This is a genomic window from Mogibacterium neglectum (assembly GCF_030644205.1).
GTDB classification, from domain to species: Bacteria; Bacillota; Clostridia; order Peptostreptococcales; family Anaerovoracaceae; genus Mogibacterium; species Mogibacterium neglectum.
In genome coordinates this window covers 738,168-761,046 of sequence record NZ_CP128647.1, presented here as the reverse complement: position 1 = coordinate 761,046, position 22,879 = coordinate 738,168, and the positions used below count along the sequence as shown (strand labels likewise).

The 22,879-nt window shown below is 34.5% G+C and carries 13 protein-coding genes; 2 read left to right on the top strand and 11 right to left on the bottom strand.

All coding sequences use genetic code 11. From position 1 onward, the window contains the following. Window positions 1-194: 194 nt before the first annotated feature. The 7 genes from QU661_RS03495 to QU661_RS03465 all read right to left on the bottom strand — a co-directional run bounded on the left by QU661_RS03495 (window position 195) and on the right by QU661_RS03465 (window position 7,846). Window positions 195-605: a sigma-70 RNA polymerase sigma factor region 4 domain-containing protein gene (locus tag QU661_RS03495; protein ID WP_000032596.1), complete on the bottom strand. Its 411-nt coding sequence runs from the start codon at window positions 603-605 to the stop codon at window positions 195-197. A 251-nt stretch (window positions 606-856) separates the two neighbouring features. Further along, window positions 857-1,438: an MptD family putative ECF transporter S component gene (locus tag QU661_RS03490; RefSeq protein ID WP_304990333.1), complete on the bottom strand. Its 582-nt coding sequence runs from the start codon at window positions 1,436-1,438 to the stop codon at window positions 857-859. A gap of 17 nt (window positions 1,439-1,455) precedes the next feature. Then, a complete protein-coding gene (locus QU661_RS03485) occupies window positions 1,456-2,157 on the bottom strand; it encodes an energy-coupling factor transporter transmembrane component T family protein (protein WP_004634149.1) in 702 nt (233 codons plus the stop codon). Beyond that, a complete protein-coding gene (locus tag QU661_RS03480; RefSeq protein ID WP_304990331.1) occupies window positions 2,154-3,662 on the bottom strand; it encodes an ABC transporter ATP-binding protein in 1,509 nt (502 codons plus the stop codon). The genes QU661_RS03485 and QU661_RS03480 overlap by 4 nt, the downstream gene beginning before the upstream one ends. 8 nt (window positions 3,663-3,670) lie before the next feature. Further along, on the bottom strand, window positions 3,671-5,395 hold the full coding sequence (locus tag QU661_RS03475) for an ABC transporter ATP-binding protein (RefSeq protein WP_304990330.1): 1,725 nt from the start codon (window positions 5,393-5,395) through the stop codon (window positions 3,671-3,673). After that, complete coding sequence (locus tag QU661_RS03470; protein WP_304990329.1) at window positions 5,396-7,147, bottom strand: ABC transporter ATP-binding protein; 1,752 nt, start codon at window positions 7,145-7,147, stop codon at window positions 5,396-5,398. A gap of 57 nt (window positions 7,148-7,204) precedes the next feature. Beyond that, complete coding sequence (locus tag QU661_RS03465) at window positions 7,205-7,846, bottom strand: TetR/AcrR family transcriptional regulator (protein WP_000119423.1); 642 nt, start codon at window positions 7,844-7,846, stop codon at window positions 7,205-7,207. Between the two features lie 338 nt (window positions 7,847-8,184). On the opposite strand from QU661_RS03465, the gene QU661_RS03460 reads away from it, so the two are divergent. Continuing rightward, window positions 8,185-8,535, top strand: coding sequence for a plasmid mobilization protein (locus tag QU661_RS03460; RefSeq protein ID WP_002846228.1), 351 nt, complete (start codon window positions 8,185-8,187; stop codon window positions 8,533-8,535). A gap of 5 nt (window positions 8,536-8,540) precedes the next feature. After that, the gene (locus QU661_RS03455; RefSeq protein WP_304990328.1) at window positions 8,541-9,872 is read left to right on the top strand and encodes a relaxase/mobilization nuclease domain-containing protein; all 1,332 of its coding nucleotides are present in this window, start codon (window positions 8,541-8,543) and stop codon (window positions 9,870-9,872) included. Between the two features lie 68 nt (window positions 9,873-9,940). Here QU661_RS03455 and QU661_RS03450 read toward each other — a convergent pair whose 3' ends face one another. The 4 genes from QU661_RS03450 to QU661_RS03435 all read right to left on the bottom strand — a co-directional run bounded on the left by QU661_RS03450 (window position 9,941) and on the right by QU661_RS03435 (window position 22,811). Further along, window positions 9,941-10,600 (bottom strand): single-stranded DNA-binding protein, encoded by a 660-nt coding sequence (locus tag QU661_RS03450; RefSeq protein WP_003042425.1) that lies wholly within the window; start codon window positions 10,598-10,600, stop codon window positions 9,941-9,943. A 40-nt stretch (window positions 10,601-10,640) separates the two neighbouring features. Then, the gene (locus tag QU661_RS03445; RefSeq protein ID WP_304990327.1) at window positions 10,641-19,361 is read right to left on the bottom strand and encodes a helicase-related protein; all 8,721 of its coding nucleotides are present in this window, start codon (window positions 19,359-19,361) and stop codon (window positions 10,641-10,643) included. Window positions 19,362-19,553: 192 nt separating this feature from the next. Next, on the bottom strand, window positions 19,554-21,020 hold the full coding sequence (locus tag QU661_RS03440) for an RNA-binding domain-containing protein (protein ID WP_304990326.1): 1,467 nt from the start codon (window positions 21,018-21,020) through the stop codon (window positions 19,554-19,556). 84 nt (window positions 21,021-21,104) lie between these two features. Further along, the gene (locus QU661_RS03435) at window positions 21,105-22,811 is read right to left on the bottom strand and encodes a DNA topoisomerase 3 (protein ID WP_304990325.1); all 1,707 of its coding nucleotides are present in this window, start codon (window positions 22,809-22,811) and stop codon (window positions 21,105-21,107) included. Between the last annotated feature and the right edge of the window lie 68 nt (window positions 22,812-22,879).

Here is a 22,879-nt window from a genome sequence, read left to right as displayed (position 1 = left end):
ATAATTCTCCACAAGCAGATAAAGTCCTACCTTGGTCTATTCAGTTGTCAAAGAGCAATATTTGAAAGGGATTGTTTTCTCTACATTTTCCTATTTGCCATAAGCAGGCGTATCTCTTACCCAAGAAAGTAAAGGAGGTCAAACTCCCCTTCACTTTACATAAGGAAAATTTGACCCCTTTGGTTACCGAAGTTTTAAAGTTCTTCGATAATCTTTTTCAGCTTTTCAAGAATTTTGTTTCTTCTTTTGATTAAAGCTGGATGTGTAATACTTTTGAGCTTTGCCACTGAACGAACTGTTTCATCATTGAAATATAAGCGTTCAATAATATCTCTTTCTTCTGCATTGAGCCTTGATATAGCATTTCTGACTGCTTCAATCATCATCTGTGTTTCCACAATCTTTTCTACATCAACGCTTTCATCAATAATGCTATCTGCAAAATGTCCGTCATGATCCAATGATGAAAAAAAGAGCAAGTGGTTTTTCTTGTCCACCTGCTCTAAATATTTTTCGTGTTCTTTTTCTCGCCAGTAGACTTTATATATCTGCTCACTGACTTTAACCCTTTGTCCGTTGACATAAAGGTAATATTCTTTTGACATTTTATTTCCTCCATTTCTTTTTTGTCTGCGTTTTTAGACAAAAAAGGAGGACTTCTGCACATAGGCATAATAAGTCCTCTAAAATGAAAGAAACTTGCTCTTTCCTTATATTTTAAATTTGATTTTTTATGGTAATTACCAGTATCAAAAAGGTCTATCGTTTTTTTCTATATGAATAACAGACCCTAAATAATACATAGCAATTACCTCCATTATTTAATCCATTTTTTCCCCTCACAAATAAAGATTGATTAAATCATTCCTGCTTTTTCAAAATGTTTCTTCAATAGTTTCTTAGAAATTACTGCTCCAATCAATCCGCAAATGGCTATTACAATAAGCATTATTGCTGTAGTCATAGGAGAAACAATTTTAGTTAATGTACCTAAATATTCGCTCCCAAACATTTTTTCATAAGATTTAAGTGTTTGATCTGCATAAAAAAGAAATGGTACATACATTCCACCAAAGCCGGCGAGAACACAAAATATCATATATCCAATTGTTAATCCTTTATAATTGCCAACCCCTTTTGTTCTTGCAATCAACATAGCTATAATCCCGGCAAATATACAACTAATGATATATGGTGGATAAAAACCTATAATGCTTGTAAGTACACAAAATAATAAAATCATCCATGGATTTTTTGTTTTTACCGGTACTAAGAAATAGGCAATTGCTCCAATAATTGACCATATCGGAACTACTAATAGCATTGTGTATGGCGATATGAACAGAAAAGATAACACTCTATATAAAACCTGTGAGCATAACACCATTAGTGCTGTAATAATTAAATCTTTAATTTGAAAATTCTTTTTTTCTTCCATAATTATTCTCCTTGTTTTTAAATATTTTTTATTTTCATAATGATGATAGCTAGATAAAATACCATCATTATTACTAGCAATAACATATCAAGCATACGAAATTTGACTTCTGTATAACTAGTTTTTTTACACGAAACTCCAAGTCCTCGTGTCTCAACAGATGCCGACAACTCAGTTGCAGTACATAACATTCGCATTAACATAGGAATCAACATCATTTCATAAACTTTAAAAGGATGTTTTAAAAATCCAAGGAAAGAAATATCAATCCCTCTAGTCTTAATTCCCTGCTTTATACAAGTAATATCCTGTTTTAGAGTAGGAAAAAACCTTAATATAACAGCTAGTGGAATGTTTATATAATATGGAATTTTCATATTTTGCAAGGAAGCTAATACTTCAGATATTTCACTTGTTCTAATCATATTTATAGCTGCAAGAGTCAATGTTATAAAACATAGGAAAAAATAGTGTATTGTAGTTGAAATAAATAATGGACTTATTTCCGCTACCATAAACAACACTATATATAAAGCTAAAAATTTAAAACAAGTTTTGTATATGCCGCTTATCATTCCATATGCAAATACTGACAAAAAAAGTAGAACTTCATACTTTTTACCAGTCAAAGTAAATACTAAAACCCCTATAATTAAAACTTGTAACAACTTAATTCTTGGATCATATCTTATTCCATTTTGTTTACAAGATTTGCTCATTCTTCATATCCCTCACTCTGTAGTAAAAATCTTTTTATTGTTTCAAACCCATCACTTTTCTTTAAATTTATCCTTTTGCTAACAGTATTATTTTCTATAAAAACTGCTTTAGTTGCTACTCTACTTAAAAATTCTAAATCATGAGAAATAACAAAAATCAGTATTCCTTTTTTACGAAGAGTATTAATTGCTTCAGATACGACTTTCATATTTTCATAATCAAGTCCACTGGTTGGCTCATCAAAAATCAGAATTTTTTTGTTTGAAGCTATTGCAGCTGCAATAGTAACTCGCTGCTTTTGCCCTCCTGATAAGCTTTGCGGATGTCTATTTCTGAATGATGAAATATTCAATAAAGTTATCGCATTTTCTATTTTTTCATCATTTTGCTTAATACTATTCATAGAACTGAGCATTAACTCAGAAACAACAGAATCGGAGTACAATTGATAATCTGCATCTTGCATTACAAAATATACACTTTTATATAAGTTCTTTTGCTTTGTATATTTACCTTCAATAAAAAATTGTCCACTTCTTGCTTTTAGTAATCCTGACATTATTTTACCTAATGTCGTTTTGCCGTTTCCATTGTGTCCAACTATAGCTACTGTTTCACCAAAATTCCCTTCTAAATTACAATTACTCAAAACAGAATGATTGACATCATAGGAAAAAGATAAATTTTCCACTTTAAAATCTGCATTTTGCTTGTTAACAATAAGATTATCCTTTAGTTCATATTTAATATTACTTAACTTAAATGTTCGAAGTTTATACGCTCTAATATCTGAATCATTCAAGTTATCAATATCATTTTTCTTTAATTCTCTATCAATTTTTCCATCTTTCATTATTAGGCATTTATCTACTAAATTTTTTAAATAGAACAATCTATGCTCTGAAACAATTACTGTATGTCCCTGTTTCTTTAACCACTCCATAATTTTTTTCAATTTAATAATTGAATGAATATCTAAATTTGCAGATGGCTCGTCAAAAACATAAATCTTGGGATTCAAAGTTTTTGCAGCTATAATCGCTATCTTCTGTTTTTCACCACTAGATAAAGAAAACATATCCCTATCCATAAGATTTTCAGCTTCTAAATCGTGAAATGCACAATTCACTCTATCTATCATTTCATCTCTATCTATTCCATAATTTTCAAGAGCAAATGCCACTTCCTTGGTACTATTCGTTGCAAAAAATTGACTTCGTGGATTTTGAAATATAGAAGCAATATTTTTCCCCATTTCTCCGGGAGTAATAGTTTTTATATCACTTCCTAACACTTTCACAGTTCCAGTTAAAACCCCTTCAAAGAAATGTGGAATTAAGCCGTTTATCAATCTTGTAACAGTTGTTTTCCCTGAACCAGACTGACCAGTAAGCAAAATAAATTCTCCTTCTTTAACTTTGAAATTTATATTTCTGAGACTCCCTTCTGTTTGTGTTCCATAACTGAAACTTACATTGTCAAAATCAATAACTACATCTCCCATTTCATCACCTATATTTGCCAACCAATAGATTGTTTTTTAATTTCAATGAAATGTTTATATACTCCATCTTGACCAATTAGTTCCTTATGATTGCCTCGTTGCACAATTTTCCCTTTATCAATGACAATAATTTGATCTGCTTCTCTTACTGTAGATAGTCTATGTGCAATACTAATAAGTGTTTTATTTTTTGTTAATTCCTTAATTGCACTAATTAACATATGCTCGTTTTCAGGATCTACACTTGAAGTTGCTTCATCAAGAATAATAATTGGTGCATCTTTCAAAATAGCTCTTGCAATAGATATTCTTTGTTTTTCTCCTCCCGACAGAGTTGAACCACCCTCACCAACAACAGTGTCGTATCCATCACTAAGGCTTGTTATAAAATCGTGGCAACAAGCTTTCTTGCAAGCCTCCACCACCTCATCATGTGTTGCGTTTGGATTTCCAAATTTTATATTGTTTTCAATCGTGTCATTAAACAAATACACCTTCTGAAATACCATACTGATATTTTTTAAAAGGCTTTCAGAAGTAAAATCCTTAACATTATGTCCACCAATAAGAACTTCACCTTTTTTTACATCCCAAAATCTTGCTATCAGATTACATAGCGTTGTTTTCCCGGAACCTGAAGCACCCACAATGGCTAAACTGCTATTAGACTTTATTTGCAAGTTTATATTATTCAAAATCTCCCTTTCTCCATAGCCGAAACAAACATCTTTCAAATCAATGTCATAGGAGTTCAAAGAAATTTCTTTTCCGCCCTCATCAAGTGAAGGTATATCCGAAATATATTCCAGTCTATTAAGTTGTGTTGCAAGCATCCTACTTAAAAAAGCTCCATCGCTGACCAACTCCAATTCCAAAAAAATCAGAAAGGCAGATACTATAAACATCAGTGCATATGAAAGTGGAATTTGTGAATTCATATATAAAACCGTAGCAACAAACACTAAGGCACAACTTGCTACCTTGAAAATCATTTCATATAATTTCATTAAATAAGCTGAACCTTCATTGACCTCTATATCAACTTCGCATTTCCTCATAAAAGCTTTTTCAACTTTGTTTTTTCCATCAGTCCCTTTCTTAAATGAACGAAGCACTGAAATTCCTCTGATATATTCAATTGCTTCTGTAACTAATATTTCCTGCGAATCTTGCATAATAGGAGAATATTTTTCAGTTTTCTTTGTGATTAATTTAAGAACAATTATTCCAAGGATTATCGCAATTAAAGACACCATCCCTACCGGGAAACAAAAGATTAATAACATGATTGTCATAGTTAGAGCTTGGAAAAACCCACCAACAATAAAGTTCATCGCAAGCATTGCCATAGCTTCTAAGTCGGAAATAGTTGTCGTTAAAACAGCTTGAATTGTCCCTAAGTTTTTTTCTGAAAAATATCCCATCGGAGCTTTCTTTAATTTTTCGCCTATTTCAATTCTTTTATCCTTAAAAATCTCGTAGCCTGAAGCACTAAGTTTTCTATCGCAAAGATACTGAAATATGAATCTGCCGAATATACTCACAACTACAATTGCTGTTGCCTGAATAATAATAGTCATATTCAACTGTTCAAGATTAATCATAATCAGTAAAACCGCCAACAACATCAAAGAAACGAAAAATGATTTTAATCCACTAAATATAAGACCAAGGATTACATTTTTTTGATACTTTCCTGATATTTTTAATATTCGTTTTACAATGCTAATCATTTACATCGCCTCCTTTTCATTATCTTGTCCGCCCACATAATTTTTCCACAGGGAAGCATATACTCCATCTTTTTTTACAAGGTTTTCATGAGTTCCATTCTCTACAATTTCCCCATCTTTCATAACAAGGATTTTATCAGCATTTGTAATAGTAGAAAGCCTGTGAGCAACCACTATAAGAGTCTTTCCTTTAATAAGATTGTTGATTGCACTTTGAATGAGATATTCATTTTCTGGATCTGCAAATGCAGTTGCTTCATCTAAAATTATTACCTTAGATTGTTTTAACATTGCTCTTGCAATCGTAATTCTTTGCCTTTCTCCACCGGACAAAGAACCTCCTGCATCACCGACCTTTGTGTTATATCCATCTTCAAGTTCCATAATAAAGTCATGGCAAGATGCAGCTTTAGCCACCTCAATAACCTCCTCATCACTTGCAGTTGGGTTTCCCATTTTTATATTTTCTTTAATGCTTGTATTAAATAAAAAATTATCTTGAGCAACATAGCTTATCTCATTTGTTAGCTGTTCAAATGGAATTTCAGTTATTTTTTTCCCACCATAACAGATACTTCCTTTGGACGGATCCCAAAAACCAGCCATAAGTTTTGCTATTGTAGATTTTCCAGAACCGGAACTTCCTACCAATGCAGTTACTGTGTTTGGTTTTAATTCAAAGTTGATATTTTTTAGCACAAGTTCCTTATCATATGCAAATGAAACATTTACAAAACGATACAGAGTATTATCAAGAACTGCTCTCTCTTTTGGTCTTTTAAGTTCCTCTGTCGATAAAAATTCATCTATTACATCTAAACTCGCCTTAACCATACTGAATTGCTCCGAATACTTTCCGATTTTCATTAAATGTGCAATAAAGCCGATAGGTAAGATAATACACACAATGAAATTTGATAGAGATATTTGAGAATTCATATATAGATATGCACCAACTGGCAAAGTCCCCAAAAGTGTTGACGGCATAACTGCTTGAACAAATGCTGACCATAACCAGCTTTGTTTCCACCAAGCAAGGGTACTATCATGGAAAAATTGAATTGCACTCGTAAATTTTTCATATGAAGATGTACTATGATTAAAAGCTTTTATGACCTCAATGCCATTAACATATTCAACCAATGTACTATTCATATTATTTTGAGCTGTAGTATATGTTTTGCTTCTAAACTCATAATCCTTCATCATGCCTATATATCCAAGCATTCCTAAAGGAATTGTAAGCAACGAAGCCAATCCCATCCTATAGTCCAAAGCAAAAATCAAAACCAAAAATAAAACAGGAGATACTATACTTGATGTTATCTCCGGCATAAAATGAGCCATTGAATCTTCCAGCTTAGACACTGTATCTACAATTAAATTTTTAAATTTACCTATAGGAGTATCTATCATTACACCCATAGGTACTCTTAGCATTTTTTCAGCTACTAAACTTCTTATATTTTTTAAAATATGAAATGTTGCTTTGTGTGAGATTATTGTTGAATATAAAGTAAAAATACCTTTTAAAACTTGTCCACACAAAGCTATAAGTGTTAAACACAATATAGTTCTAAATGACACTTCAGATTGATATATTTTTTCTATCAATTTTGCTATTGCTAAAAAAGGAATCATTCCAAACAGTTCCCCTATGGTCGCTAACAAAATTGATTTGTATAATTGTTTTTTCTCGCCATCAGCGTATTTAAGCAACTCTGAAATGACATTTTTATTGTTACTTTTCAAGAAAACACCCCCTACAAACAGATGATCAATTAGTTATTGCTAACCCTTTGAAAAAATTTATTTGTTGTTTTTCTTCATTAAGCCTTGCCAACCATAATATTGAAAAACAACAATGCTTCTAATATATTCGCCAACATTATCATGCGGTATATCATGAAGAATACACTCGCATAGAGATGTAATATAGCCTTTTGTAATGACATGAACTTCAAACTCTTTAATCTCTGTGATAATTTGCTCTTGTTTAGCGTTGAAAAGAATAAGCTTCATATTTTTAGCTGTATATCTTTCAGTAATATCCTCAATAAAGTTTTCTACTTGCGACCCTTTGCTACACGCAAAAATCAGCTTAAAGTTATCAAAATGTGCATACATATAATCAACAAATAGCATTGTTTCCAAGAATAAATTTTCTATAATTGCTTCATCATCGACTAAATCAGAGTCTATCCTAATAGTTTTTTGTTCGCTCCTTTTTTCAACATCAGAAACAACATCTAATGTGTAATTATATTCCTCTTCAATTAGAGCAAAAAATAATGCTTCCTTATTTTTGAAATGACGATAAATAGCTCCTGTAGTTACTTTTGCTAATTTAGCAATTTCAGCTACCTGTGCATTTTCGAATCCTTTGCTTAAAAATTCCCCTTTAGCACATTCTAAAATTCTATTTTTTGTTATATCAGAGCAATAAGACATCTAACTTTCCCCTCTCATTTTTTATTTTTGATAATCTAATTATCTTTAATAATTATATTATCACTTTTTCAGTTTTTAGTCAATATATCACCACTCCTATAAATTATCGTTACATGTGGAAATTATGGCGTTCTTATGGTATAATTTAATAATAAATTCAAAACTTGCTTAATGCTTGTTATCTAATTCATTCTTATGTAGCAAGCACAGTAAGTGTACGGACACTTACGAAAAAATTGATGAAGCAGCCCTTTGGGATCTGCTTCTTTTTTTATCAATTTTTAACTTGTTAGGGTGTACCCTAAGACCCCGAAACACATTCAAAGGAGGATTTACCTATGGCAAATAGAATACGAAATGAACGACTTGAAATTAAATTGACAGAAGAAGAAAAGGCTCTTTTTGAGGAGAAAAGAAAACTTGCGAAGTGTAAAAATATGAGCCACTTCATACGCAAGTGCGTTTTAGAAAAGGAAATATATCAAGTGGATTTAGAGCCATTTAGAGATTTACAGGGTTTACTTTCCAATGCTACAAACAACATCAATCAAATTGCAAAGCGTGTAAATTCTACCGGCATAATCTATAAGGACGATATAAATGATATGAAAAAGCAGATAGAATATTTCTCAAAGGAGTTGTGGCAAATACATTCTCTGCTTCTTAACAGAACTTCAGGAGGTGATTAAATCTTATGGCTATCACAAAAATACATCCTATAAAATCAACTCTTAATCTTGCCATTTCATATATTGTTAATGAAGAAAAAACAGATGAGCAAATCTTGGTAAGCACTCATAAATGTCATCAAGAAACTGCTCATACCCAGTTTTTAAGGACACGAAATGATTCAGAAACAAACGGAACTGTTCTTGCCAGACACCTCATTCAATCCTTTTTACCCGGAGAAACAAGCCCTGAATTGGCTCACCAGATTGGTATGGAGCTGTGTAAAAAGATACTCAAAGATGAGTACGAATTTGTCTTATCTACTCACGTAGATAAGGGGCATATCCACAATCACATCATCTTCAATAATGTAAATATGGTAACAGGTAGGTGCTACCAGTCTAACAAGAAAAGCTACCACCAAATCCGTTATCAGAGTGATAAACTCTGCAAAGAAAATAGCCTATATGTCATTGACGAGTTTTACGAAAGCTATGAGAAAAAATATAAGATTAACGGTAAATCTTGGTATGAAAACGAACAGGCAAAGCATGGCACTTCTTGGAAAAGTAAACTTCAATTTGACATTGATAGAATAATAAAACAGTCAAAGGACTGGGACGAATTTTTAAAGAAGATGGCTGATCTTGGCTATGAAATCAAATACGGTAAGCACATTGCTTTTAAGCCAAAAGATAAGGCGAGATTTACAAGGACTAAAACAATCGGAGAAGATTATACCGAGGAAAGATTAAAAGAACGAATTGCAGAAAGAGAGTTTATCAAGACTCCCGACGTCAAAAAACGCATCGGCAATGTTATTGACATGAACACCAATGCAAAGGTAAAGGAAAGCAAAGGCTACGAATATTGGGCAACCAAACATAACCTTCATACAATGGCTGAGTCTGTTATTTATATCAGAGAACATGGCATTAAATCCGTTAAACAGCTTGACGAGTATATTCAAAAAGCAGCCGATGAAAGGCAAAATATACAAGAGAAAATCAAGGCTATTGATAAGGAAATGCAGAAGCTTTCCACCACTATGGAGCAAGTTCATACCGTTAAAAAATACAGAGCGTGCTACAAGGAATATACTGCTAATCCGTCTGACAAGGCATTTTTTGAAGAGTACAAAGCTCAGATTACCCTATATGAAAATGCTCTCTCAGAGCTTAAAAAATCTTATTCCAAGCTCCCAAATTCAAAGGATATTTTAGCTGAGCTTGATAAATTACAAGAAAAAAAGAATAGCCTTATGCAAGAGTATTCTTCCTCAAAATCCACTATGGACGAGCTTTATAAGATACGAAAAAATTACGGAATTTATATGGGTAAGGAGATGGAGAGATAATCTTTATCTCCTTTTTTCGCAAATAAAAAAAGAGTCGGTGCAGTCCCAAGACCACACCGACCATAAGTTTATCTCTCAGCTTCTTTTGATGTTTCTTTCTTTTCTTTAGGCTTTTCCTTATCTTCAGCCTGATATTTTTTGATAGCTCCAAGCACAGACTCTTTCTTTTCATCTCGACCTTTCATCTGTTCTTTTGCCTTTAAGAGCTTTGAAGAAAGTATCCTGATGTTAGTATGTTCCTTGCCGTTATCGTCAACGGAAGTTCTGATCTGTCCAAAGAGTTTTACAAAATCTCCCTGCTTAAAGTCTTTTGGAATATCACCCTTTTCTCCGTATGCGGAGCAATTATGATATACCTTATTGCCCTCATCATCTTTAGATGCCACAGAGAAGTTTACTACTTGAAAGGCTTCGCCGTTCTTATTTTCTCTTTCAACTACATCGATCTTTCCTACAATATTTCCAACGATATTGACAAGATTATCTTTCTCCTCTTGAACATAAGGAAGATCTTTAATCTGCCCCTGTTCTCTTAAATCTTCAATCATGTAATCAAATTCCTCATGCAGTAAATTAACGGTGTCATTGTCCATATAAGCCTCATAGAGCTTATCCAAAGCACTTTCATCGTTGATACCTTTTTCCATGCTGATAACCGCCTTAACAAAGTCCTTGTGATTATCACTTACCATATCTTCTATCTGATTTCTCATTGTTTTGTAATCCATGTTTTATCTCCTTTCATGGTAAAAGGGAGGTTTCCCTCACTTATCGTACATATTCCTGTTCTTTTGCAGTTTGTTTTTCTTCTGTTTTACTTTCTTCCTGATAGGCTCTTATCTGTCCTAAGATAGATGGTTTATCACCCGTTTTCTGTGTGGCTTCCTCTTTGGTATGCAAATTATCTTCAACATCATAGGTTGACTCAAAATAATCGCTGTCCTTAAAGTCATTGTCATATCTGTCAGCAATTCCATCATTATCAAGGTCTTTAGAAAGTGGATCATAGAAGTTACCTTCATCATCAATTTCAAGTCCCATTGCTTGCTTTAATTCTTCTTCATCTACCGAAACAAAGGTATTAAACTCTCCATTTTCCATTTCAAATTTTATGACATCAAGAGCCTTTTCAACACTTCCATTTTCCTTTACATAATCATAATGACTTACTACAACATCATTTACATATTGAGTTGCTGTATAATTCTCAAGGTCTAACTCAAACTGTATGCCATGTCTTTCATCCGGTGTATCAGTATAAGCAATTCCTATGTGCTTTAAATCAGGATATAGAGCGTCAAACTCATCATAACTATGGTTTTCCTCATACTCTCTGTTGCAGAAGTCAATGATTGCTCTTTTTACATCTTCTATAAGCGGATTATCATTTCTCTTTTCTTCCACTTCTCCCATATCAAGGAGCTTATTCAGTTCTGCAAGTCTTAATACCTTACTTTTCAGCTCATCGACTTTTTCAAAAGGCTTTTTTAATTCTTCTTTGGCATTTTCCAGTTGTTCCTTTGTGCTGATAAGTTTTTCTTCAAGCCTATTTAATTTCTCAGGCATTTTCTCAATGGCATTATCCAGTCTTATGATATTACCGTCTGCACTTGTGCCAAGCTCTCCTGAATGCTTTGCAGCACCATTTAAGCTAAAGTTATGCTCATTGGTAAAGAAGTTGTAACTTACCTCTAAATCCATGTTTCTATACTTACCTATAACCTTGCTTTCATTGATTTTTACTTTAGAAATAGCTTCAAGCAGCTTTTCTCCGGCTAATTTCTTATCGGTAATCTTTTCTCCCGCAATGGTAATGGAAGTAAACTTTTCCTCACCTTCCGCTTTAGGCTCTACACTTACTATATCTTTCTTAACAGCTTCAATTAGTTTTTCGGTTCTTGCGATTTCTTCCGGATAGTTTTTAGCAACCTTATCTTCTAATCTGTAACGATTGGACTTATAGTTTGCTTCCAGCATTTTAAGTTTTGTAACTTCATTATCCAAATCCATCTTTTCTTTAATCTTAGGATCACCTGTGGCAAGGGTTTTAATCTCCGCATAGTTTAAACTGCTTTCATCTACATCTTCTGCCACTCTGACAGGTGTTTTACTTGTCATAATCTGTGAAATGAATTTCTGCTTGTTTTCTATGGTCTGCCAAAGGTAGGCATCAAAGGTGTTCTCGGTAATGTAACGATAGATATTAACTTCTTTATTTTCATTTCCCTGACGGACAATTCTACCCGCACGCTGCTCCAAGTCGGCAGGACGCCAAGGGACATCGAGGTCATGAAGTGCAATCAGCTTGTTTTGCACATTCGTTCCGGCTCCCATCTTCTGAGTAGAACCAAGCAAAATCCTCACATCTCCTTTTCTTACCTTTGCAAAGAGTTCATCTTTTTGCTTATCAGTATTGGCTTCATGGATAAAGGCGATTTCTTCTTTCGGTATACCCATTGCTAAAAGTTTTTCTCTAATATCATCATAGATATTAAACTCCCCATCGCCTTTTGGTGTAGACATATCGGAAAATAGAAGCTGTGTTAACCTATCTTCTTTTGTCTTATCCCAAATGGCAAACACATTTTTCACGCATACATTGACCTTACTGTCAGGATTATCGGGTAGCAAAGGATTGATTAAACGCTGATCTAAGGCAAGTTTTTTACCGTCATTGGTAATCTTCAGCATATTATCTTCATCAGGTTCTACCACTCTATTTCTAACATCATCAGCTCTTTCGGATAGGCTCTTTAGGATTTCCTTTTGTTCCTCACTTGGCAAAGTCTTAATAACTTCATAATGCGCCTCAGGTGTTGGAAGATTAAGCATATCCGCTGTTTGAATATCTGCAACTTCCTTAAACATAAACATAAGCTCAGGTAGGTTGTAAAACTTTGAAAATCTTGTCTTAACTCTGTACCCTGTTCCCTCCGGAGATAATTCAAAAGCTGACTGCGTTTCACCAAAGGTAGATGCCCAGCTATCAAAATGCTCCAAATTATTTTTCTTTAGGCTTTCATACTGAAGATAACGCTGCATGGTATAAAGCTCTGTCATGGAATTTGATACAGGCGTTCCTGTGGCAAATACAATACCTTTTCCACCCGTCATTTCATCCATATATCTACACTTCATAAACATATCGGAGGACTTAAATGCTTCACTTTGACCGATACCTGCTACATTCCTCATTTTTGTGTATAGATAGAGATTTTTGTAATTGTGTGCTTCATCCACAAATAGCTTATCTACACCCAGTTCCTCGAAAGTAATAACATCGTCTTTCTTAAAATCATCATTTAATTTTTCAAGCCTTGTTTCCAACTTTTTCTTTGTCTTTTCAAGCTGTTTTACCGTAAAGTTCTGATTTCTGTCATGCTTATATTCCTCAACATAATTTATGATTTCATCAATCTGATCCTGAATATGCTTCTCTTGATATTCCTTACTCATCGGAATTTTTTCAAACTGCGTATGCCCGATTACTACCGCATCGTACTCTCCTGTGGCAATTCTTCCGATAAATCTCTTTCTGTTCTTCGGCTCAAAGTCTTTTTTATCTGCCACCATAATATTTGCCGATGGATATAACTGCATAAATTCTCTGCCTATTTGACCTGTTAGATGGTTCGGTACAACAAAGAGTGATTTACTGCACATTCCAAGCCTTTTACTTTCCATTGCGGAAGCCACCATTTCAAAGGTCTTTCCGCTACCAACCACATGGGCAAGAAGCGTATTTCCTCCATACAAACTTCTTGCAATAGCATTTCTCTGATGAGGTCTTAAATCTATTTTAGTATTCATTCCCTCAAAAGATAGTTTACTTCCATCATACTCACGATTTCTGATAGAGTTAAAACGCTCATTATATAGCTTTACAAGCCTGTTTCTTCTTTCCTGATCGTTAAATATCCAGTTCTTAAATTCTTCCTTTAGAAGCTCTTGTTTCTGTCCTGCAAGGAGAGTTTCCTTTTTATTTAGTACAGAAGTTTTCGAGCCGTCAGGATTTACAATCTGGTCAAATACCTTTGTTTCTTTTAAGTTTAGAGCATCTTCAATCAGCTTATAGGCACTTACTCTACTTGTACCGTAGGTCATCTCTGCAAGGTCATTTCCTCTGTCTTTGCTTTTTCCCTCAATATTCCATTCACTTGTAAGATTTGAAAATTTAACCTTAATATCCCATCTTGCCCAGCCCGGAGTTTTCAGTGTTTCAAAGATAAACTTTTCTATATCCTTAATCGGTATCCAAGTTGCTCCAAGACGCACATTGATTTCACTTGCTTCAAGCTCCTTTGGGAGAACTTTTATAAGCTCTGCCTTTTGGTATTCCAAACGGTTCATCTCATAGCTTATCAACTCTTTTTCTTTGCCATCTTCCGCATAGCCAAGATGAGGTAGCTCTCTTTCCGTTTGTCTTAGCTTAGAAAGATAACTGTCAACAATTGCAATCTTATCTCTGATATTTCCTGATAGGTACTCATCTTTTGTTACATAGCCATATTTATAGGAATTACTGCCATTTGCACAGGCAAATGGTAAATCCCCATCTTCAGGGTTAAAGGATAACGGTCTGTAAAAGTTTTGTTCTTCTCTAATATTTAAGTAGATTTCTCCCCTTAATTCTTCTATCAAAGTTGGTCTGTCTTTTCCTGTAAGACTTCCCATATAGTCAAAGTCCACATAACCTTTTTCAGACATAGATAAGACAAGAGCTTCAAGGGAAGTATCTACATGGTCGATTGTCTTTGCCTTTGTAATAGTTCTCTTACTGAAAATATCGCCCTTTGCCTTAAAGTTTTCTTCTTCATCAAGAATTTCTATTGAGGAAACAAGTGGGAAGTTACTATCTTCTTTTAAGGCTCTGGTATTACTTAGGTTATTGATATACCCGTGCTTTTTAGAAAAACTGTCATAGACTTCATTTAACCTCTCCTGAGCTTTGCTTACTTCATCATCAGAAAAATCTTCCTTTTGCTTGTAGATTACATCTTTTAGAGCATCATTTAATTCAAGATAAGCCTTAATCTTTTCCTTGTTTTTATCCGCTATTTCCTTCTTTACAAAAAGAGAGTTTTCTCTGTAATACACTTCATCATCAATAACGGTATAGGAAAAGTTCTTAACATCATCCGTTGCAGGCATTGTGCTGATTTCATCATCAAGCAGTTCTATTTCCTCATACTTTGCGTTCTTTGATATTTCTGTGCCTGCTTTTGTAAGAAGTTCCTTTATGTCTGTATTTTCTTTCGGCAGGCAAGCTATTGTATTCCCAAATCTTCCAGATATTTCTTCCATAGAACCAAGCACCTGTTCAGGATGATCAACAAAATATTTGTTATATAAAAGCCCGTTTTCATCTTCAGCAAGATGAATCCAGTCCTCATCTCTTTCTCTGATACTATCTCTTTTCTTTAGGAATATAATATCTGAGGTTACTTCTGTTCCGGCTACGCCCTTAAAGGTATCATTTGGAAGTCTGATTGCCCCTAAAAACTCTGCTCTTGCTGCAATGTATCGTCTGACGCTTTCATCCTTTTTATCCATTGTGCCACTTGATGTAATAAAGGCGATAACACCACCATTTCTTACTTTATCAATGGACTTGGCAAAGAAATAATCGTGAATAAGGAAGTTATTTTTGTTATAATCCCTGTCATTTACCTTATATTCTCCAAAGGGAACATTACCGATAACTGCATCAAAAAAGTTATTGGAAAAGGTAGTTTCTTCAAATCCCTTAATTTGCACTTCACTTTCAGGATATAAGAGTTTTCCAATACGACCGCTTACTGAGTCAAGTTCAACGCCATAAAACTTTGACCTACTCATTTCATCGGGAAGATTACCGATAAAGTTTCCAACTCCCATACTTGGCTCTAAGATATTACCGCTCTTAAATCCCATACCTGCAAGTGTCTTATATACGCTGTCAATCACTGTTTTCGGTGTGTAAAAAGCTGTTAGGGTAGACTCTCTTGCAGCTTCATATTCAGATTGCGATAGATTTTCTTTTAAGAATACCCTCGCTTCTTTCCACTGTCCGCCTTTTTCTTCATCGAATACATCAGCAAGTCCGCCCCAACCGACATACTTTGAAAGGACTTCCTGAGCGTTAATATCTAAATCTCTCTCACCTCTTTCAATTCTATTTAACATAGAGATTGCTTCAAGGTTGCTATTCAGTCTCTCACTTGGAGATAACTTTTCCGGGAGCGTTTCTTCTGTGATTTTGAAGTTATGAGCATCAGCTTTCTTTATTTCTACTTCCTCAATAGTCTTTTCAGGGTTCGTATAGGTTATATTTTGAAATAGCCTATCAAGGTCGCTTTCAAGACGATAAAGAATTACATCGGAGCCTGTTATCATACCGCCAAGATATTCGGTATTGTCCTTAACCGTTACTGTCTTTAGATTATTTCCCATATCATCAAAGCGTGTGATGGTATAGTTTTTATCCTTATATTTAACTTCATCACCAACAATAAAATTCGGTCTTTCAAGGCTTATCTGCTTTAATAAGTCCCCATTATCTTCAAAGGCTATAATCGGGATTTGACGATTTCCACTTCTTACCGGATCAAGCCATAAATCATTTCTTCCTGTGATTTGATTTTTAGCAATCTCCCTTACAGTGTATTCTTCATGGTTGAAATAGACTGTATCATCTTCTTTAACTGTAAATTCATCGGTAAGGCTTTCCTTTTCTTCATTAAGCTCTACTTCTTCTCTTTCTTTGAGGTAATCAAATAGCGTTCCTTGAACAGGTGTTGCAGCTATTCTTTCTTCTACTTCTTCAGGTGCTTCAAGCTCTGTTTCTTCTTCAAAACTAAGTTCTCCGTTAAATACCGATTGAAGCTCCTGCTCATCCATCTGCTTGACAAGCTCTGTATTTTTAAGTTCTCTAAAGGTCTTTGGAAAATCTTCTAAAATAAGCCTCTGGGCATTTAATTCTTTCAACTCTTCAATACTGAAATATCCCCATTCAGGTTCAATCCCAAGTACAAGTCCAAAGGCATCTCCACTTTCTCTATCATACTCCGTCATATACCAAGTCCAATTACTTCTAAACGGAATGATATATGCAGCATGAACCTCTTTATCTGCTAAAGCGACATCTTCCTGTGCATAAAGCTCAGGCACTCTTTCAAGCATTTCATCAGTCATTAAGTTTTCAGGATCATCTTTAGAATAATATTGTGGTTCTTTTGCTTCTTCTATCTCTGAATTACCTTCTATTTTTTCCTCAAGATAAAGATTTTTAGAAAGCAGCTCATCAATATGCTTTGCCACACTTGACCAAGTAAGAAAAACATCACTGCAATCTTTCTTCTGTAATTTAAATCCCTTAGCATCGTGCCATTCATCACTTCCCATTGCCCCTGAAACAGCATGAGAGCTTCCCCCGATGCCATACTCATCTTTTAGGAAATTAGCTTTTTCTTGAAGTGTATGGTTTTCTTTGAAGAATTTGGTGATTCGCTCTTTTCCCTTATCTATTCCGCTTCCTCTTGAAATTGCAGCAAAGACTTCATCTTCTGCAATAAATGGATTTGCTTTAGGAAGCTCTATCAGATTGGTACTATATTCCTTTCGTGGCAGCTCAAGTTCCTGTAATCTCTGATAAAGGCTATCTACCTTGTGGTAGTGAAATCTTAGTACATCTCTATTTTCTTTATATCCTGCTAAAAACCTGCTGTATTCTTTGATTGTTTCTTTCAGATACTCAGGATTTTTTAATGCCTCAGACAATTTTTTCGTTTCTTCCGGAAAGCCACCACCTCTTTCTATAAAATCAAAATATCCCTGTGCTTTTCCTTCTTCGCTTAAATCGTGATATAGATACCATAGGGATTCTGAAATTCTATCTCTTTCATAATCAAGGGATTCAGAAAGTTCTACATTTGTGGCAAACTCTCCGGTTTCCAAAAGCTCATTTATCCTACTTGCTGCATCATTCCAGCTTAAAATTTGCGTATCATCTTCTCTTGCTGAAGTCCCATAAGCTAAATGAATGCCTTTATCCGAATACCAGGAAGATACTTCTCTTTCATCAATGTAAAATCCGTTTCCGCCTCTAAATGTATCTTTGAGGTATTCTCCCAATTCTCCATTACTTTTTCCTTTAGAAAACTCTGCAATAACAGGAAGTCTACTTCCATCGTGATTTCCTCCGTTAATAAGGACAGCATCTATATCCTTCTGAGTTAATGGAATGGTAAGCCTCATCTGTCCGTAAGTATTTTCGGGTAAAGAAAAAGAAGCCTTATCAGCTTCTCTTATCTCTACCTCAGTATTATCTTTTAAATTTCCACTACTTCCTTGATCGTCATTTCCTTTAGAGCTGAAATCATCGCCCCATACTGTGGATCGTTCTCGTCCTCTATCTTCCAAGCTGCCATCAGTTTCGGCTTCTCCGCTCTCATAAAGTCTATCGCTTGTTTTTGAATATCCATCAGGTGTCCTGTCAGCTTCTTCTCCTTGTATAGATCCACTAACATCTCGAAATGGCTCTGCTCCTCGCTCTCTGAAAGATAAGTGAGTCTCATCACTGCGTAAATCGGATTCGGGAATTCTTTCATGAAATCCGTCTGTTCCTCCAAGCTGTTTAGTGTATTCTCCCTGATTTTCTCTATTATCTCGTCCGTACTCTCCATTTCGGAGAACTCGCTCGTTTTCATTTCTTTTCTGATCATCTCGTCGAAGTACATTTTCTTCTACCTCCTCAATTTCTTCTCTAATCTTATTATATCCTGCTTCTTTACCTCTTAAAACTTCTTTGTCAAGCTCTTTACTTTTCTGAATGGTCGCATCAATGATATTTCCGCTAATATCCGATACGGTTTCACCAAGACTCATAAGAGATATACTATCAAGTCTTTCAAAATTTTCTCTTAAAAGTTCACTATCCATAGGATAATCAAGCTGAAACCTTGAAGATACCGCATAGCTCACTGATTCTCTCACAAACTTTGTAAAAGATATTCTATTCTCATCGGCTATTCTAAGCTCGTTCATAAGACTGTCTATCTTTTCATCTCCGTAAAGCCTGCTTAAAGAAAAGATATTTTCTAAGGTGCTTTCACTTTCCTCATAGCCCTCATTTTTTATCATTTCCTTTAAGACATCCCTATGAGCTTCCTTATCAAATCTCCAAAGATTGACCTCATTGACATCCCTGTTTCTTGAAACCGTCTGGCTTATATCAAAGATATAGTCCACCTTCTTGTATGTGCCGTAGTCCTCCAAAATTGGGATACCCTTTTTACCTCTCATAACGGTACGGTTAAATCGTTCCCTCCAATAGTCGAACTTGGCACAGGCTGTCGCCTCAGGATTTCTATCATAGATACTAAGCTGACTTCTAAAGTCATATCTCTGATTGTTTCCGACAACCTTTAGTAGCTTCAGATATTCTGCTTCACTTTGAAGCACATCTTGTTTTACAAGCTCCAAAATGTTATGAAAATCATTTATTCGCATTTTTACCTCCTTCTTTTTTCCAAACAAAAAAGGTGGTTAGATTTTACTCTAATCACCTTTAAATTCTATGTGCTGCAACTTACTGCAACTTAATTTTTCTGTTTTGACTTACTAAAAATCCTTATTTTACTAGGTTTTATCTCCCCATTCATACTGCATAAATCACGATTTTGCAACTTACTGCAACTTAAATCAAGCCCAAAAAGGAATATACTTCATATATCTCGGAGCTGTATTTTCATCAACTGGCTTAATAAGTTTGGCTTCTAATGTATCTTTAATTATCCTCGATGCTTTATATTTATCTTTATCACTTATATCAAATAATTCTCTGAGCGAATTATTCGTTATACTCTCTCCATTGACATAGACAAAGCAAGCCTGCATATAACAAGTTCTTATTCTATCTTCTTTACTAATCAAGTCAAAAGGAGCTTTCAAATAGAGAGTTACTTTTGTGAATTTATCACTTTGATTTTCGATTTTAGGAGCAAGCATAGAATTCTTACTTGTCGCATATACTATCTTATCAAAACCACTTCCTCTTTCTTCACAAATCCCACATTTGTGCATAAATCCTGCAAGATTTTCATTTCTTGAAATCGGAACTGTATCAACAATGCGGTCTATCGAAACCAATGGCGAACCTGCATTTGAAAATTCTATCCTATCTTTGAATAACTCAACCATAGGACTTGTCCCTTTTTGTTCAATAGCTTGATGAATCATGATATTGGCAATTAACTCACGAATAGCTATCTCCGGATAACCCAACTTAGTTTTTCTTATAGAGTCTTCAATTATCTCTTCCTGTGGAATGACAGTCAAAACATAATCTACAATTTTCTCATATGAAATAGCATAACCTTCACTAAATACTTTTTCCCGTATCGTGTCAAGTCTATTGTTCTCTTTATACCAAATTACTCTTATAGATTTATGAGCTAAACTCTCAAAATTCTTTAAATCTTTTGAAATAAGTAATGCTCCTAAATTAGTAATATCATAGCTTCCGGAATCATTTCTTTTTATAAACTTTTCATTAGTAAAATCATCCAATATTTTATTGTTATTTTGTGGTAATGCAAACCCCATCTTTTCATAATATCCCGCTACATTCAGTACATCTAACACCTCATGAAACGAAATATTATCTTTTGCATTTCTTAATTCAAACGGAGTTGTATCAAAAGCTGCCCATAGAGATCTCTCTTTATCAGGATATTCTTTCAACTTCTTCTTATTTGTTCCAATTCTAATATACTCTTCACCTGAAAACTTAATTGGCTGCTTTTCTGCACATGGAATTTCGAGTAATACTACATTTTTATCCTCAATTTCTGTTTTATAAAATCTGAAGTCTATTCTTGGATTTGTCATTCGAGATAACCATGCTTCAAGTTCTTCCGAACCTTTTTTACTCTCCCTATAATCAAATGTAGTTCCTACAATTTTATGTGTATTATCATCAATACCCCAGAGTAAATATGCTTTAGGTCTTCCCCATAAAGTTGCAGAATTGCCCAAAGCAGAAATATACTCACCTATCATCTGAGGTTCATCGTTATTATGCTTAAATTCAACCCATTCTGTTTCACTTGGCAAAGAAATCAACTCTCTGATTAAATTTTTTATATAATCTTGATTTTTTATTGCCATCTTAATTCTCCTAACAATTACAAATAAATTGCTTATATTATAGCATTTTTAGAGGATTTTTTCCACTCTGAAATTAGTTACCTCTTACTTTGCGTATGTCAGAGCAGCCTCTTTTAGCTCATTTTCAATCGCTTCTAAAAATTCTTCCTTTGAAGATTTTCCTTGAGCAATATCCGCTAATTCCATTTCCCACTTTGCAGTTGTTTCCGCTGACTTAAAGGTATCGGATACTATTGTTACAAGGCTGATCCCCTTATGCGTGGCAATCAAATTTTTCTTATCTCTTTCGACAAAACCCTTATAGATTAAGTTTTCAATAATTCCTGCCCTTGTTGCAGGTGTTCCAAGTCCCTTTCTTTCCACTTCTACACCTTTTTCTAAGGCTTCATTTCCTGCAATCTCCATAGACTTTAGAAGCGTATCTTCTGTAAAGTGCTTGGGAGGTTGGGTAAATTTTTCTTTAATCTCTTTATTTTCAATGTTTAAAGCATCATCAACATTTACATTAGGAAGTTCTACATCCTCATTCTTCTTGGACTTATACTCTTTAAGATATTTTGTAAACCCCTCGTCTTTAATTACCTTTCCTGAACTTGTAAATTCAAAGCCGTCAAATTCAGCTACTATCTTCGTTATATTTTCAATGAGTGGATAGCCTACACTTGCGTGAAATTTATCGGATATAAGGAAATAAACTTTTGCTTCGCTTGGAGGAAGCTCCGAAACATCTTCCTTTAATGAACTGATTGTCGGAATAATCGCATGATGATCCGTAACCTTTTTAGAGTTAAATACTACCTTGATACGCTCTGTGTCAAAGTCATTCTTACCTAAAATGTTATTAACCGTACTTACAATCATATCTTCCGTTAAATATCTGCTGTCTGTTCTTGGATAGGTGATGAGCTTTTTCTCATAAAGGCTTTGGGCATAATCAAGTGTCTGTTTAGCACTATATCCGAAATACTTATTGCACTCTCTTTGAAGTGTTGTAAGGTCAAAGGGTAAATCAGGTTTAGTAATCTTTTCTTTCTGAATGACATCGGTTATTTCAATCTTATCACCTACTAAATTGATTAGCTGTTCGGCAGCAACCTCGTCATCAATTCTGTCTGTTGAAAGTGTAAAACCATCCATAGATAGCTCTACTGTGTAATATTTTTCTTTCTGATAATTTGCTATCTCCTCATCTCTTTTTACGATCATGGCAAGGGTAGGTGTCTGCACTCTGCCGACAGAATAATTTTGCTTGTATAGGCAAGAATAGAGCCTGCTGATATTCATTCCGACTAACCAGTCAGCGATTGCTCTTGCCTGTGCTGATTCAAAGAGATTATCATAGTCCTTTCCGTCTTTTAGATGATCAAAACCCTCTTTAATCGCACTATCTTCCATAGATGAAATCCAAAGGCGTTTCATCTTCTTTTTGCAATTTACCTGATCATATACAAGTCTAAAAATGCTCTCTCCCTCACGACCTGCGTCGCACGCATTTATAACCGTATCAATCTCTTTGTCGTTCATCAGCTTTTTAAGGATGTTAAATTGTTTCTTGGTTGACTTTGCTACCTCATACTTATATTCTCTTGGAATAATCGGTAAATCAGCCATATTCCACTTGGCGTACTTTTCATCATAAGCATCCGGATTTGCCATTTGAATTAGGTGTCCAACGCACCAGCTTACCCTATATCCGTTTCCTTCATAATATCCGTCTTTCTTTTTATTTGCTCCAATAACCTTTGCAATGGAGATTGCAACACTCGGTTTTTCTGCAATAACTAACTTCATCTGTGTTTTCCTCCTGTTATAAATCAAAATAGGGCGAAAGATGTTACTCTCCCGCCCTAACTTTGCAC